This window comes from Aequorivita sp. Q41 (genome assembly GCF_039831855.1).
GTDB lineage: Bacteria > Bacteroidota > Bacteroidia > Flavobacteriales > Flavobacteriaceae > Aequorivita.
Map to the genome: position 1 here is coordinate 1,552,545 of NZ_JBDPMS010000001.1, position 25,753 is coordinate 1,578,297.

Consider the following 25,753-nt stretch of genomic DNA (forward strand, 5'->3'; position numbering starts at 1 on the left):
GGAAAAACGTAATTTTATGCATTGCGCTAAAGTGCGTATGTTTACCATCCTGCATACACTTGTTTTTGTTTATTAAATGAAACAAACAATTTTTGTAGGTTATAAAAAACGAAATGAGAAGACTAATTTTTATCTTTTTTACGCTTTCTTTTTTACTTTCTGTTGAAGGATTTTCGCAAGTGAAACGCCAAACGGAGAAAAATTTTATGCTTCAAGGCGAGGTGCGAGACGGGGAAACAAATATGCCTATAGCTAGGGTGAATGTTGAGATTTTAGGCGGACAATACACCACCACAAATTTTTCTGGTAGGTTTACAATTTCTGCCAAAATAGGCGATGAGCTTGTAATAAAAAGTGATGATTTTGTAACGGTTTACTACACAATAAAAAGTGCTGAATTTATAACCGTTCGTGTAGAAAAAGCAAAGTTAGAAGAGGAATCCATTCTTTCAAAAACTTCAAGCGCCCCAAGTCGCGATAAGTTTAAAGTATACCTGGATTCTGCTAAATTCTTTTTGAAAAAAGATGCACAAAAAAGTATTGAATATATAACCAAAGCGCTAGAGCCTAAGCGAGGAGCAACAATTTCAAAACATGAAAACAGTCAAGCTTTTGAAACTTTAGGCGATATAAACCTTTTTTGGAGCCAACCAGATTTGGCCATTGATAAGTACAAACAAAGTCTTCAAAACACTAAATCGGTAGGGGTTTCTATTAAACTAGCGAAAGCTTTTGCACAAAACAAAAATTACCAGGAGAGCATTTTAGCGTTTCAAAAATTATTAAAAGAAAGCCTTTCTCCATACCAAAAAGTAGAAGTTTATGAAGGTTTAGGCGACACCTACAAAGCAACTGCTGATGGCGTAAAAAGTGTTTTTAATTATCAAAAAGCATTAGATATTGCAAAAGACAACAAGATAACGCCAAAAATCACCAACTTAAATTCAAAAATTGGGGAAACCTATGCGCAAAGTGGCGCCTTAAACGAAGCAGAAGAATATTTTGACAATTCCTTAAAGCTTGCTAAAAAGGAAAACATGCAGCGTGCAGCTTCTGAAAAAAATAAAGTTGCCGATTTTTATAGTCAAAACCGAGAATACGATAAAGAAATCCAGCTTCGTGAAGAGACATTAAATGAATTAAAATCTATTGAAGATGATGCAGAAGTTGAAGACGAAGCGTTAACGCCGCAACGCCAAAATTATAAAATTGCAAACGCATTTGTAGCTCAGGAAAAGTACCAACAGGCAATTCCATATCTTGAAAAAAGCATTGCTGAAGCAGATAGAAAGGAAGATTTGGTTGTTCAAAAAGATGCGGTTAGAAAGCTATCCGAAATTTACCGCGATATCGGAGAGTTTGATAAAGCCACTGAAAGTTACCAACGTTATGTAGAGGTTGTAGATGAACTTTATGTAAAAAAGGAACAGGAAATTAGTCAAGCTGCACGTTTTACCAAAGAAATCACTTTAAAACAAAACCGAATTGCAAGTCTTGAAAATGACCGAAAACTTAACGAAAGTCGGTATAAGCTTGCCTTTGAAAACCAAGAGTTGATTGAAAAAAACAATCAAATTCAAAAGTGGATTATAGCATCGTTAATACTCATTGTATTGCTTCTGTTTTTTGCAGCATCCACACAGTTTAAAAATGTAAAACAACAAAAATATGCCAATAATATTTTAGCATTAAAGTCGCTTCGGTCACAGATGAATCCACATTTTATTTTTAATGCGTTGAATTCCGTAAACAGCTTTATTGCGGTAAATGACGAACGAACAGCAAATAAATATTTGACCGATTTTTCTTTATTAATGCGTTCTGTTTTAGAAAATAGTGAAGAAGATTTTATTCCTTTAGAGAAGGAAATTGAATTACTAACATTGTATGTTAAATTGGAACATTTTAGGTTTAAAGACAAGTTTGAATATAAAATTACGGTCGATGAAAACATACATTTACATGAATTTGCGATTCCACCGATGTTGCTTCAACCGTATGTGGAGAATGCCGTTTGGCACGGACTTCGGTATAAAGATGAAAGTGGTTTGTTGGAAATCAATTTTCAGCAGCTTACTTCCGAAACCATAAAAATTTCGATTTCTGATAATGGAATAGGGCGTGAAAAATCAATGGCATTTAAAACAGAAAATCAAAAGAAACAAAAGTCAAAAGGCATGGGGAATACCCAAAAACGAATTGCTATTTTGAATGAAATGTATAAAGACAAAGTAACGGTAAAAGTTGAAAATGTGTTCGAAAATACTGAAGGAACTCGTGTTGAACTTATTTTAAGAAAAGACTAAATTTTAAGAACTAAAACTCGATATTCATTACTCAATACAAATTACTAACTATAATGAAACTAAACGCAATACTTGTAGAAGACGAAGAAACGAGTCGGGAAATTCTTAGAAATTATTTGGCAAAATACTGCCCAGATATAGTTTTAAAAGGGGAAGCGGCAAACGTGGATGAAGCACTGGTTTTAATACGAAACAATGAGTTGGATCTTGTTTTTCTCGATGTAGAAATGCCTTATGGAAATGCATTCGATTTGTTGGACAAAGTAGGCGATCGCCAATTTGAAACTGTGTTTGTAACTGCATACAATCATTATGCAATTGATGCGCTAAACGCACATGCTTCGTATTATCTGCTAAAACCTATTTCTATAGATAAATTGATTGAAGCTGTGGATTACGTGAAAGAAATTAAGGAAAAGGAAAACACGCTTCAAAATTCAATTTTAAAGCCTTTACAGACCCTAGTTTTGGGCAAGATTACTATTCCGCTCCAAAATGGTTTTGAAGTACTGCAAATGGAAGACATTCTTTATTGCCAAGCAGATGATAACTATACACAGATTCACCTAAAAGTTGGAAAACGCTTAGTGAGTAAAACACTAAAATATTTTGAAGACTCACTATCTGAACACGGTTTTGTTCGGGTTCATAAATCGTATTTGGTAAACGTAAACGAAATTACAGAATACAAAAAAGGAAAAGGAGGGAGTGTGGTGCTTTCTAGTGAAAAAGAAATTATGGTAAGCCCCTCACGGAAAAAAGAGTTGCTTGCGTATTTTGGATGAGTTGTTATTAATAATTAATGATTAGTGATAAAATGGGCAATAGGCAATAGGGAGTAAGCGGTTGCAGTTGCAGTTAGTTGTGTTAATTTATGATTAAATGGTTATTAGGAAATAGTAAGAAAGGGATAATTAGTAAAGATTAAGAATTTATAAAGAAATATACAAAATGGTAATCAAAACTGTAAACGGGAAGCATCCCCAAATTCCTGAGGATTGTTTTATAGCTGAAAACGCAACCATTGTAGGGGATGTGGTAATGGGGCAGGAGTGTAGCGTTTGGTTTAATGCAGTAATTCGCGGGGATGTACATTTTATTAAAATGGGCAACAAAGTGAATGTCCAGGATGGTGCAATAATCCATGCCACCTATAAAACGTCACCTACTACAATTGGCAATAACGTTTCTATTGGGCATAATGCGATTGTGCATGGCTGTACCATTCACGATAATGTGTTAATTGGTATGGGAAGCATTGTAATGGACGATTGTATAATTGAAAGCAATACCATTATTGCGGCTGGTGCAGTTGTTTCAAAAAACACTAAGGTGGAAAGCGGCAGTATTTATGCGGGAATACCTGCTAAAAAAATTAAAGACATAAGCCCCGAACTTACCAAAGGTGAAATTGAAAGAATCGCCAATAATTATGTAATGTATTCCTCGTGGTTTAAGGAGTGATTAAAAATCCATTTTTTCAACCGAAATACTTTCTGAGTACGCGCTTAAAAGAAATTTTAAGGTAGCTGTTTCCGCATTTGTAAAAAATTGAAGGCTTGGTTTTGTTTTTTCTTCTCGAAGCAAATTTAAACTTTGTAGCACTGTTTTTGTTTGTCTAGCAACTGCTTCCCCAGAGTCTATAATTTTTACATTTTCAGGCAGTATTTTTTTTAACTGCGGAATAATATAAGGGTAGTGACTGCATCCCAAAACCACATAATCTACATTGGCATCAATCATTGGTTTTGTGTGCTTTTTTAACAATGAAATCATTTCTGGGCCATCAAGATTTCCTGCTTCAATTAGAGTTACAAGGCCTTCCCCTATAATTTCTATTACCCTAATATCTTTGGTAAACTCTTGTGTTGTTTTGCTAAAAAGGGCACTGCTCAATGTGCCTTTGGTGGCTAAAATCCCAATATTTTTTGAGGTAGTTTGTAATGCTGCTGGTTTTATTGCAGGTTCAATACCAATTATAGGAATACTATAGTTTTCTCTAACTGTTGCAATGGCATTAGTGGTGGCGGTATTGCAGGCAATAACAATAATTTTACAGCCCATGTGCAATAATTTCTCAATGTTTTTAATACTGAGAGTTGTTATTTCTTCTGAAGATTTGTTGCCATAAGGTGCATTTTTGCTATCTGCTAAATATATTATATGCTCACAAGGCAATAATTTATTGACCTCTTTCCAAATAGAAGAGCCGCCAACTCCAGAATCAAAAACACCTATGGGACTATTTTTATTCATAGCGTAAATGTAGCTAATAACTTCAAATTTTTCCATAAAAAAACTGCCCGTTCTTGAACGGGCAGTTTATAGATTATAGTTTTAAAAAGAACGAATTTACATTCCCATTTCTTTTTTAACATCAGCCATAAGGTCTTTGCCATCAGCAAGGATAACACCGCCACCGCCGCCAAGAGTTGAATCTAAAACATATTGGAAGCCTTGTGCTCTACCTACTTTTTGAATTGTAGATTGTGCTTTTTCAAGAATAGGCTTGAAAATATCTTCTTGTTTTTTCTGAAGATCTTGAAGTGCTTGTTGTCTGTATGCTTGAATGTTGTTTTGCATTCCTTGAACTTCTTCTACTCTTTTTTGATTTTCAGTATCTGTTTTTGTTGGCGCTTCACTATCGTACTGCTTCATTTTTGTATCAAGCTCTTTTGCCATTGCTTTAATCTCAGTGTCATACGTTTTCTGTACTTTCTCTAATTGGCTTTGCGCTGCTTTGTATTCTGGCATTGCTTCAATTAGTTCCTGTGCATTGATATGTGCAACTTTAGATTGAGCATTTACAAAACTCGTAGCCCCTACAAAAAGTGCCATTGCAACTAATAACGTTTTCATTTTTTTCATTGTAATTGTATTTAATTTAAGTGTTATTTTATTTGAAGTTTGATTATACATTTTTAGCCACCATTTTCTTCACCGCCAGCTTCAGGTGTATTGTTTTTATTCTGGCGTGCTTCCATTATGGAATCTCTTCTTCTGTCTCTTTCTTCGATTAAGCGTTGACGACGTTCTTCAAATTCAGCTTTTTTTACAGCGCGAATTGAATCGCGTTCTTTTTGGCGTTGTGCCATCATTTCTTCACGCTCCGTTTTCTTAGCTTCAACAATTTTTTCACGTTCTTCTTTCTTTTCTTCAATTGCTTTTTCTCTTTCCGTAACTGCGCCTTCTTCTTCAAGAGATAATTTTTCGCGTTGTTCTATTTCACGTTTTTCTTTTTTATCAGCGGCTTGTACTCTTCTTCCTGCGCGTTCAATGCTTCTTAAAACCAAATCGCTGATATCATTTCGCTTAGCGGCAAATAGCATTACTACATCTGCTGATTTATCGAATATAAAATCATATTTTTTTGCTTCAGCTACTTCTTGAACAATATTGAAAACTTGATCTTGTATTGGCTGTACCAATTGCCTTCTCTGAATCATTAAATCTCCACTCGGGCCAAAACGATCTTGCTGATATTGTAGCATCTCGTCTTCTTTGATTTTAATTTCTTCTTCACGCTCGTCGATCAATTCTTTCGTTAAAAGAACTCTTTCATTTGAAAGGTTCAATTTCATTTGATCAATTTCTTTTTGCTTTTTATCAATGTCTTGTTTCCAGCGTTGTACTTTTCCTTCTAATTGAATAGATGCTTCTTTATATTCTGGAACACTTTCAAGAATGTATTCCATATCAATATACCCTATACGAACACCTCGTTGTGCTTCTGCCATGAAGGTGAAGCAAAAAAGAGCAATGGTAAAAAATAGTATTTTTTTTGTCTTCATATTGTTTGGTTGTTGTTTTAAGAAAATATCGTGCCAGTTTTAAAATTGTTGTCCAATTATAAAGCTTGTTTTCCATCCATGTGGCTCTGTTCCACCCAAAACAGGGTCAAATCCATATCCAAAATCGATACCCAAAAGCCCAAATGCGGGCATAAATATACGTAATCCTGCGCCAGCGGAACGTTTTAGTTCAAAAGGATTGTAATCTCTAAATCCATTATAAGACGCTCCCCCTTCTGCAAACCCAAGCACATAGATGGATGCCATTTGTGCCAAAGTTACGGGATATCTAACCTCTAACGAAAATTTATTGTAAATCGTATTTCCATCAACTTCAGATAAGGCTTGGTTTGGATACCCTCTTAATGCAATTACTTCACGCCCATCAAGGCTATAAGCTCCAAGGCCATCACCCCCTAAAAAGAATCTTTCAAATGGAGGTACACCACGATCTTGGTTATAAGCTCCTAAAAATCCAAATTCTGTATTGGTGCGAAGCACTAACTTTCCTGCCATTCTCGTGTACCAAGTTCCTTTGAATTTTACTTTATAATATTCTAGCCATTTAAAACGCTCTTGGTCAATTTCAGAAATACGTTGATTGGCATCTATATAGTTTGAAGCGTCTTCTGGTACTAATAATAATGAGGCTCTTTCATCTTTTAATGATTTGTAATCCGTATCGCTGAAAGAAGAGTACGGTAACGTCATTTTTGCGGTTATGCTAAAATCTGAACCTGAGGTTGGATAAATGGGGTTGGTTGCAGTGTTGTTTCTGCTAATACCTATAGTGTATGCTAAGTTGTTTGAATAACCATCACCAAAAGTAAAAAGACCGGTGTTATAATTGTTTAGATTATAATGTTGAAAACTTAATGCATTAGACCATACAAAATAATCGTCTGGCCATTTTACTTTCTTTGCCAAACCTACAGAACCACCTGTAATCGTGAAACTTCTAGACTTATCAGCTTGTCTGTTATTATAATCGTAGAAATTTTGAATGGTATGTGAGAAAGAAGTGGAAAGCTGCACGGGCTTTTTTCCACCCAACCAAGGCTCCGTAAGGGAAAGACTATAGGTTTGGTAATACCCACTTGCTTGTGCTCTTAATGATAATTTCTGCCCATCACCCATTGGGAGTGGTTTGTATGAATCTAAATTGAAAATATTACGAAGTGAAAAGTTATTGAAGGAAAGCCCTAAGGTTCCTACAAAACCACCGCCACCATAACCTCCTTGAAGTTCAATCTGGCTAGATCCTTTTTCTACAACCGAGTACTCTAAGTCTACTAGGCCGTTGTTTTCATCAACTTTTTTAAAGTTTGGAGAAAGTTGTTCTGGATCGAAAAAACCTAATTGACCTAACTCACGAATTGTTCTTACTACATTTCGTTTGCTGTATTTTTGGCCAGGGCGTGTTCTTAATTCTCGGTAAATAACATGGTCGTTTGTCCGGTCATTGCCTACTACAGTAACATGATCAAAATAGAAAAGACTGCGTTCCATAATTCTGATTTCAAAATCGATGGTGTCATTCCGAACAGCTACTTCTACAGGGTTTATACGTGCCGCTAAATAACCATTGTTTTGGTATAGGTTGGTGATGTCGTTAGCTTCTGGGTCGCTATCGTCTTGAATACGTTCCTGAAGAAGTATACCGTTATATACATCTCCTTTTTTAAGTCCTAATATTTGGCGAAGCTGCCCATCTGTAAATACACTGTTTCCAATGAATTTGATGTCTCCAAAATAATATTTATCCCCTTCTTCAAGTTTTACATCTAGTGCAACACTATTGGTGTTAAGCATACTAATGGTGTCACTAGTAATTCTTGCATCTCGATATCCGTTAGACTTGTATTTTTTCAAAAGAGATTCTTTGTCTTCTTCAAAACCTTCTTCTGTATATTTTGAACGTTTCCAAAAACGGAAGAAATTCTTGCGTTTTGTATTTTTTAGGGAACGCCTTAATTTACCTTTTGTAAATTGATTGTTTCCTTCAAAATCAATACTTTTCACTTTTACTCGCTTCCCTCTATCCACAGAAATTTTCATGTTCTTTGAAATTTCAGCACCTGTAGAATCAGTGTGTGGAGTCATAGAGATTGTTACATCAGTATTAAAGTAACCATCTTTTTTATACTTATTAGTGATGTAATTTTTGGTGGTAGTAAGCAGGTTCTTTGTGATTTTTGTGCCTGGATTAAGGTCGTTGTCCTTAATTATTTCTTTTTGCTTCGCTTTGCGAATCCCATCACCTTCTATAGTAACTTCATGTAGTTTTGGTAACTCTACAATATAGAGTTCTAAATCTACATCGTCTCCTTCTATATTAGTAACATAAAACGCGATGTCGCTAAAGAGGTTTTGCTCCCATAGTTTTTTGGTAACTTGGCTTAGTTTTTCACCGGGAATATAGATGCGATCTCCTTTTTTAAGGCCTGTAAAAGCCACTACTGTTTGCTCGTTAAAGCTCTGAGCTCCAGTTACCGTAATTTGATTTATCGTATATTTTCTACCGCTATCAAGTTCTTTTTGCTGTGCGTGTAGTGTAAAAACGGAAAGTATTGTAATTAAAAATATACAATAAGATTTTCTGTATGTGTGCAATAGGGAACTATTGATTAAGTTGTTCACTGGTTTTTCCAAATCTTCTTTCTCTGTTTTGATAATTTAATAATGCTTCAAAAAGATGGTTTTTATTGTAATCCGGCCAGAGTGTTTCAGTAAAATATAACTCGGCATATGCTATTTGCCAAAGTAGAAAATTACTAATGCGCTGTTCGCCGCTGGTACGGATCAATAAATCTACATCTGGTAAATTTTGCGTGTAAAGATGATTATTTATTACCGTTTCATCAATATCGCGCGGCGAAATTAGGTTATTTTTAACTTTAAGGCTAATCTCTTTTATTGTTTTTGTGATTTCTTCCCTTGATCCATAGCTTAATGCAAGGGTTAAAGTCATTCTCGTGTTGTCTTTTGTTTTTTCAATAACATCTATAAGTTCTTTATGAGCTTTTTTAGGTAATGCATCCAAATTTCCTATAGCGTTTAGTTTTATATCGTTCTTAGATAATGTTTTTATTTCTTTTTTTAAGGAAGTAATTAAAAGCTTCATTAGCAACTCTACTTCTATTTTTGGACGATTCCAATTTTCAGTAGAGAAAGCATAAAGTGTTAAATAAGGTATTCCTATTTCTGCACAACCTTCCACAATTTCTCGAACAGCTTTAGAGCCATTTTCGTGCCCAATGGATCTAAATAACCCTTTTTGCTTCGCCCAGCGCCCATTTCCGTCCATAATTATGGCGAGATGTTTGGGTAGGTTAGTTGTGTCTATTTGGTCTTTATAATCCATGGTGTTGTTAAAAATTGCAATAACACGGTCTTCTTCCGAAGGCAAATGTAACAGTTATGCCAGTAAATACATACCAGTCGTCGCTATTTGTGTTTCCAAATTTTAAGTATTCGTAATCCTCAAAATCATTTACGGGGTTGCTTCCGTCCAAATTATCCGTAAAAGTATAACGCGCACCAATCTCAAAACCAATCATTGCGTTTTGGCCTAAATTGGCTTTATAGCCTAATACCATTGGGATAGCAACACTGCCGGCACCCTCGTTTTTTTTAATTCTATTGTTGGCGTCTTTATAAAGTGCATCATACCAAAAATAGGTGAGTCCTGTATATAGATAGGGGGTGGAAATTGCTTTTTGGGAATGCACTTCAAAATCCCAAAATGTATACTCTATTCCTACAGAAAGTTCCTTGAGGGTGTTTTGAAACGAATAGCCTCGCTGTTCTCTTCTACTATTAGAACTTTTGGCATCATCTCCTTCTATTTTAGCAACCAGTAAAGAGCCTCTAAATGCATGTCTTGCACTTCGATTCCATTTTACAATCCCTCCAATGGCAAGGCTGCTCGGGTTTATATAATTGGTTTTTCCTACATCACCTATATAGTTGGCGCCTCCTATCATTCCTCCTATTTCATAAGTTTGGGAGTGTGCCAAAAACGCTGTAGAAAGTATTAAAAATACAGTCGCAAAATACTTCATATATCTTAAAAAGTTTGCAAATATAACAATAAACTTGGCTTAACGATATGCTAAGCACATTTGTCTCTGTTGATTAACAATTTTTGGTTGATTTTATTGTTTAATTCCGTTTGTCTTCACCCCATAAAAGTTTTTTGCGGAGTGTTTTTATAAAGCTATCGTCGTGTAGCTGTAACAATTTAATAGTGAAGGGAGCTTTTTTAATGATAATGGTAGTTTCGTTTTCTAGCGTAACAATTCTGGAGTCCATTGAAACCAAGAAAGTGTTTTCTCTACCCGAAACTTTTAGTGTAATTGTGCAAGAATCTGGGATAACCAACGGTCTTGCGTTTAAGTTATGTGGGGCTATCGGTGTGAGTAATATATTGTTCGCATTTGGATCTATTACTGGGCCACCACAACTTAATGAATAGCCTGTAGAGCCGGTTGGTGTAGCAACAATTAGCCCGTCAGACCAATAGGAGGTTAGGTATTTGTCGTCTACAAGTGTTTCAACTTTAATCATAGAGGTTGTGTTTCGTCTGTTTACAGCAACTTCGTTTAGGGCAAAATTAAGTGGGTGAATTCCTTCGCTTTGAGGTAAGGTTTCCATGGTGAGTAGGCTTCTTTCCGAAATGGAATAGTGGCCTTCGAGAATTTGATTTAGGCTTTCCGTCATTTCTTCTTTTTGAATAGTTGCCAAAAAACCAAGTCTTCCGGTGTTTATACCAACAATTGGAATTCCTAAATCTGCTACAAAAGTTACCGCTTTTAGAATTGTTCCATCACCGCCAATACTGAAAAACAAATCAAAACTGTTATCTAATTTGGTGAAAGTAGAAAAACCAGAAAAATTCTTGGTAATATCTTGATTTCGATTTATAATTTCCAGAAAATTTTCTTCAATAAGTACTTCAGCTTCCTTTTTTTGAAGTGCATTCAGTAGCATCTGAATATAAATTTCAGAGTTTTCATGATAAAATTGACCGTAGATGCCTATTTTCATTAGTTATATATTTAGGTATTTGTCTAAATATTCGGAACGTTCTTTTAAATCTTCCAAAAATTTATCTTCTTCATGCTGACTAATTATGTTGTAATTATACCTTCTAAAAGTCTGTACAATGCTATTCATAGCGGTATGCCCAACTTTTATAGTAACTTCTACATTTTCATTTTCAATTTTTGAAATAAAAACTCCAAAAATTCGGGTGCCATTAGATTCAACTATTTGGCACACCTCACTAAATGAATAATCCTGAATGCCTTTTTCAACCACAATGATGCCCCCCATTTCATTTAAAAAAGGCGTATTGTTGAACAAGCTCATGATGTCCCCTAATTCATAATACCCTAAATAGTTGTTTTCAGCGCCCAGTACCGGCATGATGTTGCTATTATTAAGGGCAAAAGCTTCGAGAATATCGAGCCAATTAGTGTCTTCAAGTACATGAAAAGGTTCTAAAGCATATTGAAAATCACTTAATGTTTTGGTATTATCAAAGCAATACGCATCGTTTTCAGAAACACAACCTATAAAATGCCCTTCCTTTGCAACAGGCACATGCGAATATGTAAGTTGATTAAAAACGGTTTGAACATCTTTTATCTTCGCCGAAACGTCAAAAGGTTCAATATCATTGATAATATAATTTAAGGTTTCCATCAGAAATTATTTTTAATGCAAATTACTTAAAATAAAGATTCACAAAGCGCTGTAAGCTTTGTATTTTTGTTAATTATAACACAAAGAAATGACAAAATTAAGCGTAAACATAAATAAAATAGCCACGTTGCGAAATGCACGTGGGGGTAATATGCCGAACTTACTAACTGTGGCAAAAGACGTTGAGGGGTTTGGTGCACAGGGAATTACCATTCATCCCCGACCAGATGAACGCCACATTCGGTATCGAGATGCGTACAATTTAAAAGCGGTTGTTACCACAGAGTATAATATTGAAGGAAACCCTATAGACGATTTCACAAAGATGGTTTTGGAAATTAAACCCACTCAAGTTACACTGGTGCCGGATGCTATAGATGCAATTACATCAAATGCTGGTTGGGATACTATAAAACACAACGCTTATTTAAAAGAAATGATTTCCGAATTTAAACACAATGGAATTCGTACTTCAATTTTTGTAGACCCCAACTTAAAAATGATTGAGGGTGCCGCAGAAACGGGTACAGATCGTATCGAGCTTTATACTGAAGCCTTTGCTAAACAGTATTCTTTGGGAAACAAAGAAGCTATACAGCCCTATACGGAATGTGCTATTTTAGCTAATAAATTGAATTTAGGTATAAATGCTGGGCATGACCTTTCCTTAGAAAACATCCAGTTTTTTAAAGAAAACATCCCCAATCTTTTGGAAGTAAGCATCGGGCACGCCCTTATTTGTGAAGCGCTTTACGAAGGATTAGAAAAAGTTATTTCAGAATATTTAAAAAAACTTAGCTGATGGTTTTACACTCACAAATACTTGGTGAAGGCAAACCCTTTGTAATCCTCCATGGGTTTCTTGGGATGAGCGATAACTGGAAAACCCTTGGTACACGATGGTCTGGGGCCGGTTATGAAGTGCATCTTTTAGATCAACGTAACCACGGACGAAGTTTTCATAGTAATGCGTTTTCATATGAAATAATGGCGGAAGATTTAAAAACCTACTGTGAAACGTACAACTTAAAGGAGTTAATTTTACTTGGTCATTCTATGGGTGGAAAAGTGGCAATGCAATTTGCGGTTACGTACCCAGAAATGGTCTCTAAATTAATAATTGCAGATATTGGTCCGAAAGCTTATCCAGCACATCATCAAGATATATTGAAGGCACTTTCACAATTAGATTTTTCTACTATAAAATCGAGAGGGGAAGCAGAAACTATTCTGTCCGAATACATAAAAGATGAAGGCACAAAATTATTTCTTCTTAAAAACCTTTATAGAAAAAGTAAAACGGAATTAGCGCTTCGAATTAATTTACCAATTCTTACAGAGAAAATGGAAGAAATCGGAACAGCTCTTCCTGCAGATGCTCTTTTTGAGGGGGATACACTTTTTTTGGGTGGTGAAAAAAGTGGTTATATTGAGCCAATGGATGAAATTTTAATAAAAAAACAGTTTCCTAAAGCAAAAATAGGGGTCATATCAAATGCTGGGCATTGGCTTCACGCAGAAAATCCTGACGAATTTTATGAAAATGTTATGATTTTTTTATAATATTGTAAGAAGGTTTCTTATGCGTGCATAATAAATTTCAATTTTTTTTTTTTTGATTCATTAATAATATAACCCAATTAAATTAACTCTAAAGAAATAAACGATTATGAAGAAAGTATTAATACTTGCCGTTTTTGCACTTGCAAGTGCGGTTACTTATGCTGGTGGTTACCGGGTAAGTTTGCAAGGTAACAAATCCTTAGCGATGGGCCACACAGGTGTTGCGGTTGTAAACAGTAGCGAATTGGTGTTTTTTAACCCTGCGGGATTGGTATACTTAGATGATAAATTTAATATCTCTGTAGGTGCAAGTGCTGTGTTTTCAAATATAGCATACCAAGATACTCAAAGCGGAGCAAATGCTCAATCTGATAGCCCTGTAGGGACGCCTCTTTATTTATATGCTTCATACAAAGCAACAGATTGGTTGGCATTTGGTCTTGGAGTTTACACACCTTACGGAAGTGAAGTGAGGTATGAAGATGATTGGGAAGGGTCTCATTTGGTGAATTATATTGACTTAAAAGCAATCTATATTCAACCAACAGTTTCCTTCAAGGTTAATGATAAATTAAGTTTTGGAGGTGGGCCAATATATGTTACGGGTTCTGTTGAATTTAATAGAAATTTAAACCGTACCCTTACAGATCTTGAAGGAAACCGCTCAGAAGTTACTGTTGATGCTTCTGGAGTAAATAGCTGGGGATGGGTAGCAAGTGCTATGTTTAACCCTACCGATAACTTGCGTATTGGAGCCACTTACCGTTCTGAAATTACACTTGAAGCAGAAGAAGGAGATGCAACTTTCGAAAACATACCAAACTCTCCATTAACGCCATTTAACAATACAACTTTTGATGCAGCGATGCCTTTGCCTGCTGAAATGACCGTAGGGATGTCGTACGATTTCTGTGAAAAATGGACTTTTGCATTTGATTTCAATAGAACGTTCTGGGGTGTTTATGAATCTTTAGATATCGATTTTGCAGATCCAGCAATTCCAGATTCTTTTAACAAGCGCAATTATAAAAACGCATCTGTGTATCGTTTTGGAATGCAATATGATGCTACTAAAATGTTTACTTTAAGAGCAGGATATTACTTTGATGAATCTCCAGTTCAAGATGGGTATTTTGCGCCAGAAACGCCACGTAACGATAGCAATAATTTTACTGCAGGTTTAACTGTAAACCTTGGGGAGCGTTTGCAGATAGATGCTTCCTTCCTTTATTCGCACTTTAAGGAAGTAAATGCGTCGTACAATTATTACCTTGAAAGCGGTGTTGCAGCTCCTTTTAGAGGAACTTATAAAACCAATGCTTTTGTACCAGGATTGGGGCTTACTTATAAACTTTAATTGAAAAAATTCAGAAAAGATGAAAAATATACTTAAATATACATTCGTAGTTTTGGCCGTAGGTCTTACAAGTTGCGACCCAGAATTTGATAGCCCTGTAACTGACGAAGGATTTTACAGCAGCGGCACAGCAAACCTTTCCAAATATGTTGCTGTTGGAAACTCACTAACAGCCGGATACGCTGACGGTGCACTTTATATTACTGGGCAAGAAAATAGCTACCCAAATATTATGGCAGAGCAATTTGCATTTGTGGGTGGAGGTGAATTTTCACAACCATTAATGAATGATAATGTTGGTGGATTATTATATAATGGGGCACAACTTACTGAGAACAGATTTGTTTTAGCTGTTGGCTCCGATGGAAGCCCGGGCCCAGTTCGTTTGGAAGGTAATCCAACGACAGAAATTACAAATAAATTATCTGGACCTTTCAATAACATGGGAGTTCCTGGGGCAAAAAGCTTTCATTTAGTAGCTCCTGGCTACGGTAATGCAGCAGGTGTTCCTGTTGGTGCTTCCAACCCATATTTTGCACGTTTCTCAACTACTGAAAATGCAACTGTAATAGCAGATGCAGCTTCTCAAAATGCAACGTTTTTTAGCCTTTGGATTGGGAATAATGATATTTTAAGCTATGCGACTTCCGGGGGTTCTGGTATTGACCAAACAGGAAATTTAGATCCATCTACTTATGGTGGAAATGATATTACAGACCCTAATGTGTTTGCATCAGTTTACAGCCAACAAGTAGACGCTTTAACAGCGGGCGGCGCTAAAGGTGTTTTGATTAATATCCCTGAAGTAACTTCAATTCCTTATTTTACAACTGTTCCTACAAATGCTATTCCATTGGATGCAGCTACAGCAGCAGCTCTTAATGCGCAATTTGCAGCTTACAATTCACAAATTTTACCTGGTTTGGTTGCTAATTCTGTAATATCTGCGGAAGAAGCTGCTTTACGAATGATAAGCTTTTCAGCGGGTCAAAATTATCCAATAATGACGGATGATGATCTTACAGATTTAACTGCAATTTTACAGGGACCTCCATTCAACCTTCCAGCTCCACTAGCTACTTTATTGGGGCAGTTGCGCCAGGTAAAGGCGAATGACCTTGTTGTTTTAACGGCTTCTTCGGTTTTAGGTTCAACACCAGATCCAAGCAACCCACAAGGTGTAATTGGGGTGAGCATTCCTTTGAGTGATCAATATGTATTAGCTGTTTCTGAGCAAGAGCGAATTACCGCTGCAAGTACCGCGTATAATGCCACTATCGAAGCGCTTGCTGCTGCAAAAGGATTGGCGTATGTAGATGCTAAAACAGCATTGGCAAGAGTTGCAAATGGCGGTGTTTCTTTTGAAGGAGGCGTACTTAGTTCACAATTTGTAACCGGTGGTGCGTTTTCTTTAGATGGCGTTCACCCAACACCAAGAGGATATGCGTATACAGCAAACTTAATTATTCAAGCTATAAACCAAACCTATGATGCAACCATTCCAATGGTTCATATTGGTAATTATGGAACCATAATGACTACGAACAATTAATAGTTATAATTCATAATTTTATTTTAAACCGTTCTCAAGTGAGGACGGTTTTTTTTATCTTTAATATTCTTAAAACCCAAACCTATATATTTATGAAGCTAATCATTAAATTATTACTAACTGCTTTGGCGGTGGTAATCTTATCAAAAATATTACCCGGTGTAGCAGTTGAAGGCTATGGCGCAGCGATTATTGTTGCTATTGTTATTGCCTTATTGCGATTGATTGTGCGACCAGTTTTAGTTGTTTTAACCTTGCCAATAACCATTGTAACCCTCGGATTATTTCTTTTAGTAATCAATGCGCTTATAATTTTAATGGCAGATTATTTTGTGGGAGGTTTTTCAGTAACTTCGATATGGTGGGCGCTTCTTTTTAGTTTGTTATTGTCGCTTTTTCAAGCAATACTTTTTTCACTTTTAAAAGAAGATTAATAATTGACTGAACAACAGTTTGTAAATGTTTGTTGGGTTATTCAAAAAGACGTATTTTTGCATCCCGAAATTCAGAAGAGAAAAAATGAACATTACAAAAAAAGACATTGATAAATTGAACGCTGTGGTAACAGTGGAAATATCAAAAGACGATTACGCAGACAAAGTTGAAAAAGTATTGAGCGACTACCGCAAAAATGCAAACATTCCAGGGTTCCGAAAAGGACACGTACCAATGGGAATGGTAAAAAAACAATACGGAAAAGCTGTCTTGGTTGAAGAAGTGAATAAACTTTTGCAAGATGCACTTCACAAATTCTTAAACGAAGAAAAACTGGATGTTCTTGGAAATCCACTTCCAAAGAATGAAACAGAAATAAATTGGGATGCAGATGACTTTTCATTTGAATTTGAATTAGGCCTTGCGCCACAATTTGAGGTTGATGTAAAAGCAAAAGCGGTTACACAATATAAAATTGTTGCTGATGAGGAAATGCTAAACAATCAGGTGAAAACCATCAGAAAGCAATATGGAAAATTGATTTCTAAAAGTGAAGTGGAAGCTGGGGATGAAATTACCGGAACCTTTACTGCTTCCGAAAAAAATATTGAAAAGAAGACCACCATTTCTCTAGACGAAATAAAAGGTAAAAAGCAATTAAACAGTTTGCTTGGAGCAAAAGTTGGCGAAACAGTAACCCTAAAAACCAAAGGGATGTTTGCTGACGATCACGACAACCAAAAATATTTGGGTGTTGAGCACGATGCTGCTCATGGATTGGATATTGATGTTGCTTTAAGCATCGAAGAAGTAAACAAACGCGAAATGGCGGAGTTGAACCAAGAGTTGTTCGACAAATTATTTGGCGAAGCTGTAGTTTCTTCTGAAGAAGAATTAAGGGCTAAAATAAAGGAAGATGCTGAAGGGCAATTTGCACAACAAAGCGACCAGAAGTTATTAAATGATGTTGTGGATTCATTAATTGAAAACACAAAATTTGATCTTCCAAAAGAGTTTTTAGAGCGTTGGATTGCAATGACGGGCGAAAAAAGACTTTCAGAAGAAGAAGCAAAAGAAGAATACGAAAGAAGCGAAAAAGGACTTCGCTATCAGTTGATAGAAGGAAAACTTCGCGCAGACAATAAACTACAGGTTTCTTTTGACGAGTTGAAAGACTATTCAAAAGAAATGGTTAAAACACAAATGGCTCAATTTGGACAAATGAATCCTTCAGATGAGGAGTTAGAATCAATCTCGGCACGTATTCTTTCCAACCAAGACGAAGTAAAGCGTTTAAGCGAGCAGTTAAATACAAACAAATTGCTTACTTATTTTAAGGAAAACGCAAAACTAAAGACTAAAGAGGTTACTTACGATAAATTCATTAAAGAAGCCTACGCATAATTCAGCGAAGAAATAGTTATCTTTAGGCGTTGAATTATATAATTTAACGCCTTTTTGATTTAAACCTTTTCCTGTTCAGGAAAGTATATTTTTAAAACGAACAAACATTTATGAACTACAGTAACGAATTTAGAAAATTTGCTATAAAAGATCAAGGAATCAACGATCTGTATTATGATAAAATCATAAGCAGTATGTATCCAACAAACTTGACGCCAAATATTATTGAAGAACGCCAAATGAATGCCGTGGCAATGGACGTTTTTTCACGATTAATGATGGATCGAATTATTTTCCTTGGCACAGGAATTAACGACCAAGTGGCAAACATTGTACAAGCGCAATTACTATTTTTAGCGAGTACAGATGCTACGCGCGACATTCAAATTTATATAAACTCTCCTGGAGGAAGCGTATACGCAGGCCTAGGAATTTATGATACCATGCAATTTATCAAACCCGATGTTGCAACTATTTGTACAGGAATGGCTGCTTCAATGGCAGCAGTATTACTTTGTGCAGGCGAAAAAGGTAAACGTAGTGGTTTAACACATTCTCGTGTTATGATTCACCAGCCTTTGGGTGGTGCACAAGGACAAGCAAGTGATATTGAAATTACTGCGCGTGAAATCATTACTTTAAAAGAAGAACTTTATAAAATTATTTCTAAACACAGTGGTCAAACCTACGAAAAGGTTTACGAAGATAGCGATCGTGATTATTGGATGAAAGCAGACAGAGCTTTGGAGTACGGAATGATAGATGAAATATTGACACGAAGCTAAACTTAGATTTTTTGAAAAAAGATAATATGTCGAAAGAAGATTTAGAATGTTCCTTTTGTGGACGTAAAAAGGTGGAAACCAGCTTGCTTATAGCAGGATTGGATGCCCATATTTGCGACCGTTGTATTGAACAGGCACATGGAATTGTTGTTGAAGAAGCATTGCATTCAGGCAATACGGAATTGACAAATGACCTTATGCTAAAAAAACCCAAACTCATTAAAGCATTTCTTGATGAATATGTGATTGGGCAAGAATTCACCAAGAAAGTAATGTCTGTAGCGGTTTATAACCATTACAAGCGATTGCTTCAGCCGAAAAGTGATGACGATATTGAAATACAAAAAAGTAATATTATTATCGTTGGGCAAACAGGAACTGGCAAGACATTAATCGCAAAAACTATTGCTAGAATGTTAAACGTACCTTTGGCAATTGTTGATGCAACCGTTTTAACAGAAGCAGGATATGTTGGCGAAGATGTAGAAAGTATTTTAACGCGTTTATTACAGGCCGCAGATTACAATCTTGAAAAAGCCGAAAATGGAATCGTTTTTATTGACGAGATAGATAAAATTGCACGTAAAAGCGATAACCCTTCCATTACAAGAGATGTAAGCGGAGAAGGAGTGCAACAGGCTTTACTAAAACTTTTAGAAGGAACAACCGTAAACGTTCCCCCAAAAGGAGGTAGAAAGCATCCAGACCAAAAATTTATTGAAGTAAATACCGAAAACATTCTCTTTATTGCAGGCGGTGCTTTTGATGGTATTGAACGTCATATATCAAAACGCTTGAATATGCAAGCGGTTGGTTTTACTGCTTCAGTGAAGGAAAATGAAATGGAAAAAGACAATATGCTCCGATATATTATTCCGAAAGATTTAAAAGATTTTGGATTGATTCCAGAGATTATTGGTCGCCTTCCCGTTTTAACGTATATGAATCCGTTAGATAAAGAAACACTTCGTGCAATACTGACAGAACCAAAAAATGCTATTATAAAACAGTACAAAAAACTGTTTGAAATGGACGAAATTGACTTTGTAGTTACGGAAGAAGCATTAGATTTTATTGTTGAACAAGCTATAGAATACAAACTTGGGGCACGTGGTCTACGTTCCCTTTGTGAAGCCGTTCTTACAGATGCAATGTATGAAATGCCTGGAAGCGATGAAAAAATAGTTCATGTTACTAAGGAATATGCCGAAGATAAATTGAACAAATCCACTCTTAAAAAATTAAAGGCGGTTTCATAAAAAACGTTTATTAAAAACAAAAAACCTCGGAATTTCCGAGGTTTTTTTTGGCTAATAATTAGTTAGTTGTTAAAGAATCGCCCTAAATTTTTTTTGTTGCACTTGTTCTTTCTTGCTATTTAATTTATCGCTAGCTAGTTCTATTTTCCTGTTATTTGGAGCATCTAATCAAGCATAAGGTGTAACTAAAACGGTAAAATCTAAAAAATACACTGTTTCGTATTGAAATATTATCGTCTTTAATAACTCAAAAGTACTTCGGAAGGAAAGCCTTTACAAAAGTTTTAGTTAAAGTTACAGGTATAATCGTTGAAATACAAATACTAAAAAAAAGAGACGGTAAAGTGCGTTATATTGCCGTTTTACAGTGTCTTTAAACAGGTGTTGTGGTTGCGTAATTAATTATTTAGAATGGTTTAAGTGTAGCAGCTCTTCCAAATAATCGCGCGTATTTGAAAGTCTAGGAACTTTATGTTGCCCACCAAGTTTGTTTTTTTCTTTAAGCCAATCATAAAAAAGACGTTCTCGAGCATAGTGAATTTTCGGCGCATTAAGAGTTGTGTTATTATACCGCTTCGCTTCATAGTCGCTATTTACTTCTTGTAACGCGGAGTCTAAAAGTTGTGTAAAAACTTCCATGTTTTGTGGAGGCGACTTAAACTCAATAATCCATTCATGCGCTCCTTTTTCCTTGCCCTTCATAAATACAGGTGCAGCAGTATAATCTACAATTTCGGCATTTGTAAGTTGTGAAACTTTTCGCAGTGCAGTTTCAGCATTTTCAATAATTAATTCCTCGCCAAAAACATTGATGTGATGTTTGGTGCGTCCTGTAACTTTTATTCGATATGGATTTGTTGAGGTAAAACGAACCGTATCGCCAATTTTATAGCGCCAAAGCCCAGAATTTGTTGTAATAATGACTGCGTAGTTTTTTCCTTCTTCAACATCGCTCAGGGGGATTATTTTTTCTTCAACTGTGTCATAATTTTCCATGGGAATAAACTCATAGAAAATTCCGTAATCAAGCATTAATAGTAACTCTTTATTGTCATTTCGGTCCTGAATAGCAAAAAACCCTTCTGAAGCATTGTAGATTTCGTAATATCTAAAATCACTTTTAGGTAAAAGCTTATTGTATTGATCAATATAAGGATCGAAATTTACACCTCCATGAAAATAAACTTCTAGATTCGGCCATACTTCAAAAAGATTCCCTTTTCCGGCAGTTTCAATAACATTATTAAGTAAAACCAACATCCACGAAGGTACGCCAGCTAAACTTGTAACATTCTCTTTTATAGTTTCATTTACAATTGCTTGCATTTTTGTTTCCCAATCGGGCATTAATGAAACTTCATTGCTTGGTGTACTACTATATTCTGCCCAAAAGGGCATATTATCAATTAATATGGCGGAAAGATCTCCGAAAACGGTTCCGTTTTCTTGGTATAATTGTTTGCTTCCGCCAAGACGTAAACTCTTTCCCAAAAACAAATTTGCTTGTGGGTTATTATTAAGGTACATACAGAGTAAATCTTTGCTGGCAGCATAATGGCAATCTTCTAATGAGTCCATTGTTACAGGGATAAATTTACTTTTGGCATTGGTAGTACCACTAGATTTTGCAAACCATTTTATAGGTGTGGGCCAAAAGATGTTGGTTTCTCCCTTGCGCGCACGCTCTATAAGTGCTTCGTTTTCCTCGTAGGTTGTAACCGGGACTCTATCTGAAAAATCACGATATGTTTTTATAGATCCAAATTCGTATTGGCGTCCTATTTCTGTGTTTTTAGCTTTTTGTATTAAGCTAAAAAGGAGTTCTTCCTGAACCTCAATAGGATACTTTAAAAAAAGGTCTATTTGGTGAAACCGCTTCTTTAAAAACCAAGATGCAATGGAATTTACAATGGGGATTGGCATATTTTTCCGCTATCTTTATGCTATAAAAATAACGATTTTATAATTACGAATTTCTCTTTTTTGAAGTGATGTTTTTTTTAATGCTTTTTCAGAAAAGGTGCCGTCAAAATATTTCCTATAAATGAATTACGAAGGAGTACTAACAAAAATGCAAACTGAAAATGGGTCGCCTATTCAATATTATTTGGTTTTTGAGAATGATTTTTTAAATATTAATCAATTATTAGATAAGAAAATAGCAATCAATTTTCTGCGCTATCAATGTTTAAATTGCTCCCTTCAGAAGAAAATTTATAGACAAGGATTTTGTTATGATTGCTTTTATGAAATTCCTCAGGCTGCAGCTTGGGTGATAAATCCTGAAAAAAGTACTGCACATTTAGATATTGAAGATCGCAATCTTGAGTTTGAAAAAAGGGCGCAACTACAACCACATGTGGTTTATCTTGCTAATAGTAGTAGTGTAAAAGTGGGGGTAACACGTAAAAATCAAGTTCCCACACGTTGGATAGACCAAGGTGCCCATGAAGCAATTGAAATTGTTGAAGTGCCCAATCGTTATCTAGCAGGCATTACCGAAGTGGCACTAAAAGACCATGTGAGCGATAAAACCAATTGGCGTGCTATGCTGAAAAATGATGTAAAAGAGGAAGATTTAATCCATTGGAGAAACCAGTTGAAAAAATTTATTCCCCATGAAGTTGCTGCATATTATATAGAAAATAATACCGAAACAAACCTGCAATTCCCTGTATTAAGATATCCAGAAAAACCAAAATCACTCAACCTTGAAAAAACCCCTTTTTATGAAGGGGTTTTAAAAGGTATAAAAGGGCAGTATCTAATTTTTGAAGATGATACCGTTTTTAATATTCGCGGAAACGAAGGCTATGTGGTTTCGATTACGGTACTTTAGTTTTTTGCTTTAGTGGTGTCTGTCTTCTTTTTTCCACCGAGTAATCCGCCTAAAACATCCTTGATTATTTTAGTGTTTTGTTGCTGCGTATTTTGTTGTTGATTCGTGCTTGTATTTGTTTTTGTAGAATCTTTTTTGGTTCCGCCACCTAATAAACCGCCCAGAATATCGGTGCCTTGGTTTAATAATTTATCTTTCTGTTTTGCCAAAAGTTGCTTGGTTAAAGCGGTAATGGCAGTTTCAGTATTCATTGAAACTTGCGGGCTTGTAAATGTTCCTTTTAAACCAATGGGCAGCGAAACACTCATTTCATCTGCTTCTTTTGGGTCTAAATTTTGAAGTAATTTAGTTACTTCTCCACCCAAATATTTTGCAGGCACATCGAGCGTTAAATTATAATCTATCGATTTATCCAAACCATGCGTTCCTGCTACAGCAACGTCAATTCCTTTTACATCAAAATGAAACGGTTTTACTTCTATTTTTCCATTGTTGAAGGTAAAATTGGTGCTAATATCTCGTAAACTCAATTTATCTAAGTTCAAAAAAGAAACTTTATTACCAAGTGCAGAAAGCAAAGGCGCTTGTTGTGAATCAACATCTGCAGTAATTATTTGTGCAAGCGCTGTTCCAGCAAGGGTAGAAAGTTTTGGTGAAAGATCGTTCGTTAATTGTCCGTTTAATTGAAACTTGGTGTTTAAACTTCCTTTTAAAGCTTTTGCGATTGGTGCTAAAAATTTGAATAATTCTAAGCCTTTAAATGATTGATCAATATCAATTTTGCTTAAATCCAAATCCATCGCAAATGTTGGAATTTCATTTTTAGTTGAAACATTTCCTGAAAGCGCGATATTTCCACCAAAAATAGCTGAAGTGAAATTACGAATGGTAATTGCTTCATTTGCTATAGAAGCTGTTCCTTGAGCGTTTTTCAATTCTAAATTATCATATACTACTTTGCCGGCATTAAAATCTAAAGTAGCGTCTAAGAAATCTGGTATTTTTACTGCTTCTGCTGAAGTAGTTTTTTCTGAAGTTTTACTATTTCCTTCTGCATTAGCTGTTGTTGCTCCGTCTTTAGAAGCCATAAAATCGTTCACATTAAAGGTGTTGGATTGTACTGCAAACCGCCCTTTTAAATCTTGTTTACGCATCAAGAAAGGAATAAGATTTTGAATACTTCCGGAAGCTTTAATGTCAGTTTGCCCCGTTGTGGCATTCAGCTCATTTAGTGTAATTGTGCCAGGTTTTAAAGCTAAACTGGCGTTTGCTATTTTTAATTCATTTTTAAAACCTGCATCATAATTAAAGTTTGTTAAACTCGCTGTTCCGCGTGCATCAATTTTTTGGTATTGTTCTTTATCAACAGATTCCATGTCGAAATTAGCAATAATATCCGCCTTAAAAATACCGCTGAGGTTTTGTTCCATTTCTACAGGCAGTACTTGCTTTATGTTTGCAAGGTTTAAAGTTCCTTGCATTTCCATATTTACTAACGGATTTTCAGTCATGTTTTTAATACTTCCGTTCATCAGGAAAGGTTCTCCGTCAATTTTAAATGTAAGTTTTGCGATGTTTAAAAATGTATCTTTTAAAAGCCCAGTTTCATTTTTTAATTGCATGTCGATTGAAATATTATTTACTTCTTTCGGTAAATCTGGATATTTGAATGATGCATTATCACTTGCCACTTTTATATCCATCATGGGTATGTGAGTACTGTCTACAATACCTTTTAGCATACCGTTTATGGTGAAATTTCCTGTAGTTTTTACATCGCTAATTTGTTTAACATAGGCTTCAGGAATTACTGCTAGAAAATTTTTAAAATCGGAAGAAGGAGTTTTGAAAGTTATGTCTACTTCATTATTGGTTTCATTTATTTTTACGAAGCCATCAAAAACAAGTGGTAATTCATTGATTTTTGCTTGGTTATCAAGAAAGGTGTATTTCTGGTTTTTTAAATCGAGTTTAAAAACGGCATCCAGTGAAATTCTATTTTTTGTTAAATATTCAGCATCATTCATTTTAAATGAAACAAGCGCTTTTGTTTGGGTGTCGAGGTTGCTTATTTCTTGTGAAAAATCGCCACTTCCTTCGTGTTGAAAATCTGTGAGTGTTAAATACGTTTTACTTGCTTCGTCACTATAATTGATTTTTGAATCGGTAATTTCATATGTATTCAGTTCAAAAGTAAAACCGTTGCTTGCATCTTCACTTTCTGAAGTTACTGGAGTATCTTTTTTTATTGCAATATCATAATTGGCATTTCCAAGGGAATCAATTTTTATGTTTACCAATGCCTCATCCAGTTTTATGGCATCTATTTTAATGTTTTCAGATTTAAAAAGCTGCATCACACCCATGTCTAATTTCAAACTTTTTCCACTGGCAAGTGTATCGCCTTCAAATGGTGCTTTGTTGATAACACTAAAGTTATTTAACCGCAGTGAGGCATCTGGAAAACTACTGAAAAGACTCAAGTCTAATTTTTCCCAAGTTACAGTTGCATTTAGATTTTCGTTGATGGTGTTTTTCAACATTTTTTCTAAGCTGCCTTTAAAAAGAAAAGGCGCTGCTAAAAGCAACAAAATCAATATTCCGAAAATAATTCCAATTATTTTTAATGCTTTTTTCATAAAAAAATTTAAAATTTTAGTGGGTTAATTTCCTTAAAAACAATTCTTTAAAAATTGGTTGTACGGTAAATTTTTTTCTACACACAAATTTAGTTGGTAGTCTTTTACTTTTCC

The 25,753-nt window shown here is 35.4% G+C and carries 22 protein-coding genes; 12 read left to right on the plus strand and 10 right to left on the minus strand.

What is annotated here, in order from left to right; genetic code table 11:
- Positions 1-113: 113 nt before the first annotated feature.
- The 3 genes from ABJ955_RS07100 (at position 114) to ABJ955_RS07110 (ending at position 3,770) form a co-directional block, all read left to right on the plus strand.
- Positions 114-2,306, plus strand: a complete 2,193-nt coding sequence (locus ABJ955_RS07100) for a histidine kinase (protein WP_347373902.1) — start codon at positions 114-116, stop codon at positions 2,304-2,306.
- Positions 2,307-2,359: 53 nt separating this feature from the next.
- The gene (locus tag ABJ955_RS07105) at positions 2,360-3,091 is read left to right on the plus strand and encodes a LytTR family DNA-binding domain-containing protein (RefSeq protein ID WP_347373903.1); all 732 of its coding nucleotides are present in this window, start codon (positions 2,360-2,362) and stop codon (positions 3,089-3,091) included.
- 166 nt (positions 3,092-3,257) lie between these two features.
- Complete coding sequence (locus ABJ955_RS07110) at positions 3,258-3,770, plus strand: gamma carbonic anhydrase family protein (RefSeq protein ID WP_347373904.1); 513 nt, start codon at positions 3,258-3,260, stop codon at positions 3,768-3,770.
- Here the strand turns inward: ABJ955_RS07110 and murI are convergent, their stop codons facing one another.
- The 8 genes from murI to ABJ955_RS07150 all read right to left on the minus strand — a co-directional run bounded on the left by murI (position 3,771) and on the right by ABJ955_RS07150 (position 11,806).
- Positions 3,771-4,562 carry a glutamate racemase gene (murI, locus tag ABJ955_RS07115; RefSeq protein ID WP_347373905.1) on the minus strand — a complete coding sequence of 264 codons (792 nt, stop codon included), beginning with the start codon at positions 4,560-4,562 and terminating at the stop codon, positions 3,771-3,773.
- Positions 4,563-4,658: 96 nt separating this feature from the next.
- Positions 4,659-5,174 (minus strand): OmpH family outer membrane protein, encoded by a 516-nt coding sequence (locus tag ABJ955_RS07120; RefSeq protein WP_347373906.1) that lies wholly within the window; start codon positions 5,172-5,174, stop codon positions 4,659-4,661.
- Positions 5,175-5,227: 53 nt separating this feature from the next.
- Positions 5,228-6,097, minus strand: a complete 870-nt coding sequence (locus ABJ955_RS07125; protein ID WP_347373907.1) for an OmpH family outer membrane protein — start codon at positions 6,095-6,097, stop codon at positions 5,228-5,230.
- A gap of 39 nt (positions 6,098-6,136) precedes the next feature.
- Positions 6,137-8,710 (minus strand): outer membrane protein assembly factor BamA, encoded by a 2,574-nt coding sequence (bamA, locus tag ABJ955_RS07130; protein ID WP_347373908.1) that lies wholly within the window; start codon positions 8,708-8,710, stop codon positions 6,137-6,139.
- Between the two features lie 7 nt (positions 8,711-8,717).
- The gene (locus ABJ955_RS07135) at positions 8,718-9,461 is read right to left on the minus strand and encodes an isoprenyl transferase (RefSeq protein ID WP_347374374.1); all 744 of its coding nucleotides are present in this window, start codon (positions 9,459-9,461) and stop codon (positions 8,718-8,720) included.
- Positions 9,462-9,468: 7 nt separating this feature from the next.
- Positions 9,469-10,161 carry a DUF6089 family protein gene (locus ABJ955_RS07140; RefSeq protein WP_347373909.1) on the minus strand — a complete coding sequence of 231 codons (693 nt, stop codon included), beginning with the start codon at positions 10,159-10,161 and terminating at the stop codon, positions 9,469-9,471.
- Between the two features lie 100 nt (positions 10,162-10,261).
- Positions 10,262-11,146 (minus strand): NAD kinase, encoded by an 885-nt coding sequence (locus tag ABJ955_RS07145; protein ID WP_347373910.1) that lies wholly within the window; start codon positions 11,144-11,146, stop codon positions 10,262-10,264.
- 3 nt (positions 11,147-11,149) lie between these two features.
- On the minus strand, positions 11,150-11,806 hold the full coding sequence (locus ABJ955_RS07150) for an acetoin utilization protein acuB (RefSeq protein WP_347373911.1): 657 nt from the start codon (positions 11,804-11,806) through the stop codon (positions 11,150-11,152).
- An 88-nt stretch (positions 11,807-11,894) separates the two neighbouring features.
- On the opposite strand from ABJ955_RS07150, the gene ABJ955_RS07155 reads away from it, so the two are divergent.
- The 8 genes from ABJ955_RS07155 (at position 11,895) to clpX (ending at position 20,161) form a co-directional block, all read left to right on the plus strand.
- A complete protein-coding gene (locus ABJ955_RS07155) occupies positions 11,895-12,608 on the plus strand; it encodes a pyridoxine 5'-phosphate synthase (protein ID WP_347373912.1) in 714 nt (237 codons plus the stop codon).
- On the plus strand, positions 12,608-13,369 hold the full coding sequence (locus tag ABJ955_RS07160) for an alpha/beta fold hydrolase (protein ID WP_347373913.1): 762 nt from the start codon (positions 12,608-12,610) through the stop codon (positions 13,367-13,369). The genes ABJ955_RS07155 and ABJ955_RS07160 overlap by 1 nt, the downstream gene beginning before the upstream one ends.
- Positions 13,370-13,475: 106 nt before the next feature.
- Positions 13,476-14,726 (plus strand): outer membrane protein transport protein, encoded by a 1,251-nt coding sequence (locus ABJ955_RS07165; protein WP_347373914.1) that lies wholly within the window; start codon positions 13,476-13,478, stop codon positions 14,724-14,726.
- Between the two features lie 19 nt (positions 14,727-14,745).
- Entirely contained in the window at positions 14,746-16,278 is a 1,533-nt protein-coding gene (locus ABJ955_RS07170; protein WP_347373915.1) for a G-D-S-L family lipolytic protein, read from the plus strand.
- A 92-nt stretch (positions 16,279-16,370) separates the two neighbouring features.
- Positions 16,371-16,712, plus strand: coding sequence for a phage holin family protein (locus ABJ955_RS07175; RefSeq protein WP_347373916.1), 342 nt, complete (start codon positions 16,371-16,373; stop codon positions 16,710-16,712).
- A gap of 85 nt (positions 16,713-16,797) precedes the next feature.
- Positions 16,798-18,117: a trigger factor gene (tig, locus tag ABJ955_RS07180; RefSeq protein ID WP_347373917.1), complete on the plus strand. Its 1,320-nt coding sequence runs from the start codon at positions 16,798-16,800 to the stop codon at positions 18,115-18,117.
- Between the two features lie 110 nt (positions 18,118-18,227).
- Positions 18,228-18,902: an ATP-dependent Clp endopeptidase proteolytic subunit ClpP gene (gene clpP, locus ABJ955_RS07185; protein WP_347373918.1), complete on the plus strand. Its 675-nt coding sequence runs from the start codon at positions 18,228-18,230 to the stop codon at positions 18,900-18,902.
- A gap of 26 nt (positions 18,903-18,928) precedes the next feature.
- Positions 18,929-20,161: an ATP-dependent Clp protease ATP-binding subunit ClpX gene (clpX, locus tag ABJ955_RS07190; RefSeq protein ID WP_347374375.1), complete on the plus strand. Its 1,233-nt coding sequence runs from the start codon at positions 18,929-18,931 to the stop codon at positions 20,159-20,161.
- Between the two features lie 402 nt (positions 20,162-20,563).
- Here clpX and ABJ955_RS07195 read toward each other — a convergent pair whose 3' ends face one another.
- Positions 20,564-22,084 carry a GH3 auxin-responsive promoter family protein gene (locus ABJ955_RS07195; RefSeq protein ID WP_347373919.1) on the minus strand — a complete coding sequence of 507 codons (1,521 nt, stop codon included), beginning with the start codon at positions 22,082-22,084 and terminating at the stop codon, positions 20,564-20,566.
- 121 nt (positions 22,085-22,205) lie between these two features.
- Between ABJ955_RS07195 and ABJ955_RS07200 the strand changes: the two genes are divergently transcribed.
- The gene (locus tag ABJ955_RS07200) at positions 22,206-23,000 is read left to right on the plus strand and encodes a DUF2797 domain-containing protein (protein WP_347373920.1); all 795 of its coding nucleotides are present in this window, start codon (positions 22,206-22,208) and stop codon (positions 22,998-23,000) included.
- Here ABJ955_RS07200 and ABJ955_RS07205 read toward each other — a convergent pair.
- Positions 22,997-25,639, minus strand: coding sequence for an AsmA-like C-terminal region-containing protein (locus tag ABJ955_RS07205; protein WP_347373921.1), 2,643 nt, complete (start codon positions 25,637-25,639; stop codon positions 22,997-22,999). The two genes, ABJ955_RS07200 and ABJ955_RS07205, sit on opposite strands and share 4 nt — an antisense overlap.
- Positions 25,640-25,753: the final 114 nt, after the last annotated feature.